Origin of the sequence: Pseudomonas sp., assembly GCF_026224925.1 — a bacterium.
GTDB lineage: Bacteria > Pseudomonadota > Gammaproteobacteria > Pseudomonadales > Pseudomonadaceae > Aquipseudomonas.
Map to the genome: position 1 here is coordinate 1 of NZ_JAMFRV010000573.1, position 7,814 is coordinate 7,814.

At 57.1% G+C, this 7,814-nt stretch carries 6 protein-coding genes; 3 read left to right on the forward strand and 3 right to left on the reverse strand.

Features of this window, described 5'->3' with window-relative positions; genetic code table 11:
* The coding region (locus tag M0974_RS23930; protein WP_297842782.1) for an alpha/beta fold hydrolase at positions 1 to 388 on the reverse strand (388 nt) is incomplete at its 3' end.
* 233 nt (positions 389 to 621) lie between these two features.
* On the opposite strand from M0974_RS23930, the gene plsB reads away from it, so the two are divergent.
* The 3 genes from plsB to M0974_RS23945 all read left to right on the forward strand — a co-directional run bounded on the left by plsB (position 622) and on the right by M0974_RS23945 (position 4,348).
* Positions 622 to 3,117: a glycerol-3-phosphate 1-O-acyltransferase PlsB gene (gene plsB, locus M0974_RS23935; protein WP_297842785.1), complete on the forward strand. Its 2,496-nt coding sequence runs from the start codon at positions 622 to 624 to the stop codon at positions 3,115 to 3,117.
* A gap of 62 nt (positions 3,118 to 3,179) precedes the next feature.
* Positions 3,180 to 3,578, forward strand: coding sequence for a YbaY family lipoprotein (locus tag M0974_RS23940; protein WP_297842787.1), 399 nt, complete (start codon positions 3,180 to 3,182; stop codon positions 3,576 to 3,578).
* Positions 3,579 to 3,658: 80 nt separating this feature from the next.
* Complete coding sequence (locus M0974_RS23945) at positions 3,659 to 4,348, forward strand: DUF4197 domain-containing protein (RefSeq protein WP_297842789.1); 690 nt, start codon at positions 3,659 to 3,661, stop codon at positions 4,346 to 4,348.
* A gap of 37 nt (positions 4,349 to 4,385) precedes the next feature.
* Here M0974_RS23945 and M0974_RS23950 read toward each other — a convergent pair whose 3' ends face one another.
* Complete coding sequence (locus tag M0974_RS23950; protein ID WP_297842792.1) at positions 4,386 to 7,454, reverse strand: efflux RND transporter permease subunit; 3,069 nt, start codon at positions 7,452 to 7,454, stop codon at positions 4,386 to 4,388.
* A 6-nt stretch (positions 7,455 to 7,460) separates the two neighbouring features.
* Positions 7,461 to 7,814: efflux RND transporter periplasmic adaptor subunit (locus tag M0974_RS23955; protein WP_367279045.1), on the reverse strand; the 354-nt coding region annotated here is incomplete at its 5' end.

The following is a 7,814-nucleotide window of genomic DNA, read 5'->3' on the forward strand; positions in this document are numbered from 1 at the left end:
GATCGTCCGTACTCGCCACCATGATCGTGGGAAAGGGCAGACGTTGCGTCGACATCGGCACAAAACCCGATGTGCCCGGCGGATAGCTATCCGCCTCGGTATCACTCGGAGCCACCAGCAACGCTCCACGCACCTTGTTTACCTCGGGATATTGCTCCGCCCAGCGTGTGATCAGGGTACAGGACAGGCTATGGGCCACCAGCACGACGTCCCCTTCGGCAGCCTCGATTTGCTGATTCAAGCGCTCAACCCAATCTTTAGCGTTTGGAGTCTCCCAGTCTTGTTGCTCGACTCTGCGCAGTTCTGGAAACTGCCGCTCCCACTGGCTCTGCCAATGTGTTTCGCCAGAATTGAACAGGCCCGGCAGGATCAAAACTCTGACTGTCATCTTCCTTCTCCTTTAAAAAATCCATACGTTAACAAACAACCATTGGCCTGCAAAAATACCAGTATCACGATGAAACACGCACAGCTTCATTCGCGAATGAATTGGCTCCCACCAGAAATTCAGGTATTCCTCTGCCCCCTGTCCGAAACCCGCAGTAACAACCTCGTTTTTTGCCGATCACTGACATATGCGGCACACTGTTCGCCTCGTTTTTCCTATGCAGCAGATGCCGTATGACCCGCTCCCCGTTCCGCCGTCTTGTGTTTGGCACCTTGCGCCGCTTGCTGTACCTCTGGGTTCGCTCAGAGACCATCAATCAATCGTCGTTCACCCTCAACCTCGACCGCAGCCGACCGGTTTTTTATGTCCTGCAATCACCGTCGCTGAGTGATCTGGCGGTTGTTGACACTGAGTGCAGCAAGGCCGGGTTGCCTCGGCCGATCCTACCGGTTGCAGTGGGTAACCTGCTGGAGCCCGCCGCGTTTTTCTACCTGACGCCCGAACCCGACTGGCTGGGCCGCCAGGACAAACGCGGTGCGCCACCGACCCTGGAACGCCTGGTCAGCGCCATCACCCAGAATCCCAGCGAGGATGCGCAAATCATCCCGGTCAGTGTGTTCTGGGGCCAATCGCCGGACAGTGAATCGAGCCCATGGAAGCTGTTGTTTGCTGACAGCTGGGCGGTTACCGGGCGTTTGCGTCGATTGGTCAGCATTCTGATATTGGGTCGTAAAACCCGCGTGCAGTTTTCTGCGCCGGTTCATCTGCGGGAGTTGATCGATGAAAACAAAGGCCACGAGCGTACGTTGCGCATGGCCCAGCGTATTTTTCGGGTGCACTTTCGCAACCTGAAAACCGCTGTCATCGGCCCCGATCTGTCGCACCGACGCACGCTGGTGCGCGGCCTGTTGGACGAGCCGTTGGTCAAACAAGCCATTCTCGAAGAGGCCGAACGGGCCAACATTCCCCAAGCCAAAGCCCAAGCTCAGGCGCTGAGTTACGGCAACGAAATCGCGTCCGACTACAGCTATTCCGTCATCCGCTTCATGGAAGTGGTGTTGAGCTGGTTTTGGAACAAGATCTACGACGGGATCAAGGTCAGCCACATAGAGGGCGTACAAGCAGTCTCACCCGGCCATGAAGTCATTTATGTCCCATGCCATCGCAGCCACATCGATTACCTGCTGCTGTCCTACCTGCTGTTTCGCAATGGCCTGACACCGCCGCACGTGGCCGCTGGCATCAACTTGAATATGCCGGGCATTGGCGGACTGTTGCGACGCGGAGGCGCCTTCTTCATGCGCCGTACGTTCAAGGGCAACCCGCTGTATAGCTCGGTGTTTAACGAATACCTGCACACGTTGTTCACCAAAGGGTTTCCAGTCGAGTACTTCGTCGAAGGCGGTCGCTCCCGAACCGGACGCATGTTGCAACCGAAGACCGGCATGCTGGCGATTACTTTGCGCAGCTTCCTGCGCAACTCCCGCACGCCAATTGTGTTTGTGCCGGTGTACATCGGTTATGAGCGTGTGCTCGAAGGCCGTACGTATTTGGGCGAACTACGCGGTGCCAGCAAGAAGAAAGAATCGATTTTCGATATCTTCAAAGTCATCGGCGCACTCAGGAAACAACGCTTCGGCCAAGTGTCGGTGAACTTTGGCGAGCCCATAAAACTCGCGGACTTTCTTGATAATGAACAACCCAACTGGCGTGAGCAGGAGTTAGGCCCGCAATTCCGTCCCGCGTGGTTGAACGACACCACCTACCGCCTCGGTCAGCGGGTGGCGCGTCACCTGAACGAAGCCGCGGCGATCAACCCGGTCAACTTGGTGGCATTGGCGCTGCTGTCGACCAACAAACTGGCGCTGGATGATCAGGCCATGGCGCGCATTCTGAACCTGTACTTGACGCTGCTAAGGCGTGTGCCGTATTCACCGCATACGACGCTGCCCGAGGGCGATGGCAAAACGCTGATCGACTACGTGAAGGGCATGAACCTGCTGTCGGAACAAAATGACGCGCTGGGCAAAGTCCTTTATCTGGATGAGCAAAACGCAGTCTTGATGACCTACTACCGTAACAACGTGCTGCACATCTTCGCCCTGCCCTCACTGCTAGCAAGCTTCTTCCAGAGTTCGTCGCGAATGAACCGCGATCAGATCCTGCGTTATACCCGCGCGTTGTACCCGTACCTGCAATCAGAGTTGTTCATTCGCTGGCCGCTGAACGAGTTGGACGCCGTGGTTGATCAATGGCTCGAGGCCTTCGTCGAACAAGGCTTACTGCGCTTTGAGCATGACGTTTACCTGCGCCCGGCGCCGAGTTCGCGTCATTTCGTGCAATTGACCTTGCTGTCACGGGTCATCGCTCAGACGCTGCAGCGTTTTTACATGGCAATCTCGTTGCTGCTCAATAGCGGGCAGAACAGCATCAGCGCTGAAGAGCTGGAAGACCTGTGCACGGTCATGGCGCAACGGCTGTCGATTTTGCATGGGCTCAATGCGCCGGAATTCTTCGATAAAAGCCTCTTCCGCCACTTTATCCAGAACATGCTCGACTTCGGCGTGTTGCGTAAAGACACGGCCGGCAAGCTCAGTTATCACCCATTACTCGGCGAATTGGCAGAGGGTGCAGCCAAGCGCGTACTGCCTGCCGAGATCCGTTTATCGATCCGCCAAGTAGCCTTGCACCGCAGCGAAGATGTTACAGAGGCTGACCCTGCGGGATAAATCCGTTAGATTCCTGTCGGTGGCGTCAGGGTTCTTCTGCCGCCACCCGTATGGAGATTCAGATGAAAAAGTTGATTATTATTCTTGCAACCGCTCTGCTCGGCGCCTGCGCCCACCAACCACCCACCGATCAAGCCAGCTTTGATGGCGAAGTTTTCTATCTGCAACGCATCGCATTGCCACCGGCTGCAACCATGACTGTGAGTATCCAGGACATCTCGCGCGCAGACGCCCCTGTGATAATTCTGGCCAGGCAGACCGCGCCGGTTAAAGGCCAGGTGCCATTGCCCTTTACCTTGGCTTACGACCCTAAGCAAGTACAGACCGGACACAGTTACTCTGTCAGTGCGCACATCGAACTCGACGGCAAGTTACTGTTCGTCAGCACCGGCCGACATGCAGTCCAGTTGAATGGCCAAGACCAGCAACCGATGCGGATTCGCCTAGACTCCGTTCAGTGACACCCTGGCGCTGATACCTTTATGTTTACGGGCAGATCAGCGCCATTTTCTTAAATCGCTCGTTTGAAAAGGATGTTTCCATGCTCCGCCCTTCCGTTGTTATTGCCGGCCTGTGTGCGGGCTTGTTGTTGTCCACCAACGTTTTCGCCTTGGCCCTGAGCGATCTGTCCCAGTCGGACGCTAGCGGTGGTCTCAAAGACGCACTGACCCAAGGCGCGCAAATCGCCGTCAAGCAACTGGGGGTTCCCGGTGGCTTCAGTAACAATAAAGACGTACGCATTGAGTTGCCGGGCAGCCTGGGCAAAGTAGCGAAGAAGATGAAGCAGTTCGGCATGGGAGCTCAGGTTGATCAACTAGAAGCCAGCATGAACCAGGCCGCTGAAGCCGCTGTGCCGCAAGCACAGGCGTTGCTGGTGGATGCCGTGAAGAAGATGAGCGTGGCCGACGCCAAGGGCATCCTCAGCGGCGGCAATGACTCAGCCACCCAATACCTGAGCAAGACCAGCCGTGATCAGATCCGCGCAAAATTCCTGCCCATCGTCAAACAAGCCACCGACAAAGTCGGCGTGGCGCAAAAATACAACGCCTTCGCCGGTCAAGCGGCCGCCCTCGGCGTCGTCGACACCAAAGACGCCAACATCGAAGGCTACGTGACCGAACAAGCGCTTAATGGCCTGTTCAAAATGATCGGCGAACAAGAAGAGAGCATTCGCAAGAACCCAGCCGCCGCAGCGACCAGCCTGGCGAAAAAAGTGTTTGGGGCGATGTAAACTCAAAAACTCCTGAAGTGTAGGAGCTTGCACGCTCCTACAACACCTCAACCTTCTTCACCCTGAACCACGCCGCATACAACGCTGGCAGGAACAACAATGTCAGTGCCGTTGCCACGATCAAGCCGCCCATGATGGCCACGGCCATCGGGCCGAAGAATGCGCTGCGTGATAACGGGATCATTGCCAGCACGGCTGCGAGGGCGGTGAGAACGATGGGCCGGAAGCGCCGGACGGTGGCTTCGATGATGGCGTGCCATGGATCAAGCCCCGCCGTAATGTCCTGTTCGATCTGGTCCACCAGAATCACCGAGTTGCGCATGATCATCCCGGACAAGGCGATGGTGCCAAGCATGGCGACAAAGCCGAACGGCTGATGAAACAAGATCAGGAATGACGTGACACCGATCAAGCCCAGCGGCGCGGTCAGGAACACCATGGCGACCCGCGAGAAGCTGCGCAGTTGCAGCATCAGCAGGGTCAGGACTACAACGATGAACAGCGGTACCCCGGCATTCACCGATTTTTGCCCTCGCTCCGACTCTTCGACGGTACCGCCCACCTCAAGCAGGTAGCCATCCGGCAATTGCGCCCGGATGTCGGCCAAGGTTGGCTGGATTTGTTGGATCAGCGTGGCGGGTTGTTCCTTGCCGTAGATATCCGCACGCACCGTCACCGTCGGCAGCCGGTTACGGTGCCAGATGACACCTTCTTCAAAACCGTATTCCAGCGTCGCAACTTGCGACAGCACAACGCTGGTGCCGTTGGACGTCGGTATGGCGAGGCTTGAGAGCGAGGCAAGGTCTTTGCGGGCGTCAGAGGTCCCGCGGACCAAAATATCGATCAGTTCGTCGTCTTCGCGGTACTGGCTGACGCTGGACCCGGTCAACGAGCTTTGCAGGAAGCGCGACAGGTCCGCAGTGGTCACGCCCATCGCCCGCGCCCGATCCTGATCGACGTTGAGGTGCACCACTTTGCTGGGCTCCTCCCAATCCAGATGGACATTCGACAAATACGGGTTCTCACGCACCTTATCAGCCACCTTGCGCGCCAGCTCACGGGCTACGTCAATGTGTTCGCCCGAGACTCTGAATTGCACCGGGTAGCCTACGGGCGGGCCGTTTTCGAGGCGCGTCACACGTGGTCGCAGAGTCGGAAATTGTTCGTTCAGGGTATTCAGCAACCAAGTGCGCACAGCCTCTCGGTCTTCGATGGTTTTCGCCAATACCACGAACTGAGCAAAGCTGGCAGCCGGCAACTGCTGATCCAGCGGCAGATAAAAGCGTGGTGAACCCGTACCGATATAGGCCACGTAGCTGTCGACACCTTCGTGATCCTTAAGCATCTGTTCCAGCCGAGATACCTGTTCGGTGGTATTGGTCAGCGACGCACCCTCGGCCAACTTCAAATCAACCATCAGCTCAAGTCGCACTGACGCGGGGAAGAACTGTTGCGGGACGAAACGGAACATCACCACCGATAAAACGAAGAGGCAGACCGTCAACACCAGCACCGTTTTACGCCGATGCACACACCAGCCAACCAGACTTCGCACGCGCTGATAGAACCGAGTGCCATAAGGGTCGGGGGCGCTTGCGCCGTGTTTGGCCGCGTGATTTTTTGCCAGATCGGGCAGCAATCTGTCGCCCAAATACGGTACGAACACCACGGCGGCGACCCAAGACGCCAGCAAAGCGATGGTCACCACTTGGAAGATCGAGCGGGTGTATTCGCCGGTGGTCGATTGTGCGGTTGCGATCGGCAAGAAGCCTGCAGCGGTGATCAGCGTGCCGGTGAGCATCGGGAACGCGGTACTGGTCCAGGCGAAACTCGCGGCCTTTAACCGGTCGTAACCCTGCTCCATTTTGATTGCCATCATCTCTACAGCAATAATTGCGTCGTCTACCAGCAACCCCAGCGCCAACACCAGCGCGCCGAGGGAAATCTTGTTCAGGCCCACGCCCAGGTAATACATGCAGGCGAAGGTCATCGCCAACACCAGCGGAATGGTCAAAGCAACCACCAGCCCAGTGCGCATACCGAGGGAGAAGAAACTCACTAACAAGACGATGGCCAGCGCCTCGGCCAGTACGTGGACGAACTCACCAACCCCGGTTTTCACCGCTGCGGGTTGATCCGACACTTTGTGCAGCTCCATACCAGCCGGTAGATTCTGCTGAATATGGGCAAACTCAGCTTCAAGAGAATGCCCCAAGGAAAGGATGTCGCCGCCATCCTTCATTGCCACGGCCAGGCCGATGGCGTCTTCGCCCATAAAACGCATGCGTGGCGCGGGTGGATCACTGAACCCGCGATGGACCTCGGCGACGTCACCGATACGGAAGGTACGGCCATTCACCCGAAGCGGAAAATTCTGGATCTCGTCGACGGACTGGAATCGCCCGGTCACCCGCAATTGAATGCGATCAGTGGGAGTCTCGAAGAAGCTGGCCGCTGAGACTGCGTTTTGGTCTTCCAACGCTTGCTGGACCGCTTGCAGTGGAAGCCCAAGGGTCGCCAGCTTCAGGTTCGACAGCTCAATCCAGACCTTTTCATCTTGCAGGCCCAGCAGTTCGATCTTGCCGACGTCCTTGACCCGTTGCAGTTGGATTTGCACGCGATCGGCATAATGTTTGAGCACGGCGTAGTCAAAACCCTGGCCGGTCAGCGCATAGATATTGCCGAAGGTTGTACCAAACTCATCGTTGAAAAATGGCCCCTGAATACCGGTCGGCAAGGTTTGGCGGATGTCGCTGATCTTCTTCCGCACCTGGTACCACAACTCGGGTACCTGCGAAGCGGACATGGCGTCGCGAGCAAAGAACGTGACCTGAGATTCACCCGGCCGCGAGAACGAGATGATGCGCTCGTACTCACCGGTTTCCATCAGTTTCTTCTCGATGCGGTCAGTCACTTGCCGGGCCACTTCCTCGGCACTGGCACCGGGCCAAAGGGTGCGCACAACCATGGCCTTGAACGTGAACGGCGGGTCTTCGCTTTGCCCTAGTTTGGTGTAGGACACAGCACCAACGATGGCCAACAGCAGCATCAAAAACAGGACAATCTGACGGTTACGCAGCGCCCATTCGGAAAGGTTGAAACGCATCCGTGCCTACTCCTTAGCCGCCAATTTCACTTCCCGATTGCTACGATCCACCGGGCGCACTTTTTCGCCCTCATGCAGCACATGCACACCCGCAGCGACAATCCAGTCTGTGGCGCTGAGGCCTTCCAGGACGGGTACGGTCTCTTGACCGTATGCTGAGACGCGTACGGGGGTGCGCTTCAAGGTGTCATCTGCATCGATGCGCCAGACATACGTGGCACCATTTTCGGCAGTCAACGCCGACAAGGGCACCGACAGCGCACTGGCTTCACCTGGCTGAATAAATACCCGTGCGCTTTGGCCCAATCCGGCGGGGACTTTTCCACCAGCAAAGGTGATCTTCGCGGCGAAGGTGCGCGA

What these genes read in the sequence shown, in the direction of transcription:
- M0974_RS23950 (WP_297842792.1), bottom strand. Translation starts at nt 7,454, where the DNA reads ATGCGTTTCAACCTTTCCGAATGGGCGCTGCGTAACCGTCAGATTGTC.
- plsB (WP_297842785.1), top strand. Translation starts at nt 622, where the DNA reads ATGACCCGCTCCCCGTTCCGCCGTCTTGTGTTTGGCACCTTGCGCCGC.
- M0974_RS23945 (WP_297842789.1), top strand. Translation starts at nt 3,659, where the DNA reads ATGCTCCGCCCTTCCGTTGTTATTGCCGGCCTGTGTGCGGGCTTGTTG.
- M0974_RS23940 (WP_297842787.1), top strand. Translation starts at nt 3,180, where the DNA reads ATGAAAAAGTTGATTATTATTCTTGCAACCGCTCTGCTCGGCGCCTGC.